Below are 379 nucleotides of genomic sequence, written 5' to 3' on the forward strand. Positions count from 1 at the left end.
GCATTATTCATATTTAAGAGAACGACTTGCAGGCCGTGTCTTTGAACATTTCAACGGTCTATATCGTTTCCAAGGATTACGTCGTTATAAATCTAAATATAATCCGAATTGGGAACCACGCTTTTTAGTTTATCGTAAAGATAATTCGCTTTGGGAATCACTTTCTAAAGTAATGCGTGTAATACGTCACAAATAATTAAAATCCAAGTGCTAAGAGGTATACAGTTATGCCTGAAGCGCTTGGATTTTTTGGTTTCTATAAAGAATGATTTATAAAAAACGGTACAGATAAGAATATTTAAGTTTCCTATCTGTACCGTATTTTAATATTGAAATGAGCTTAAGTTAAGTCGCCTAACTTTTATTATCAGCCCAATCA

The 379-nt window shown here is 32.7% G+C and carries 1 protein-coding gene; it reads left to right on the forward strand.

The genetic code is table 11. From position 1 onward, the window contains the following. Window positions 1-196: phosphatidylglycerol lysyltransferase domain-containing protein (locus tag GO615_RS30200; protein WP_169133133.1), on the forward strand; the 196-nt coding region annotated here is incomplete at its 5' end. Between the last annotated feature and the right edge of the window lie 183 nt (window positions 197-379).

This window comes from Aromatoleum evansii (assembly GCF_012910805.1).
Classification (GTDB): Bacteria; Pseudomonadota; Gammaproteobacteria; order Burkholderiales; family Rhodocyclaceae; genus Aromatoleum; species Aromatoleum evansii.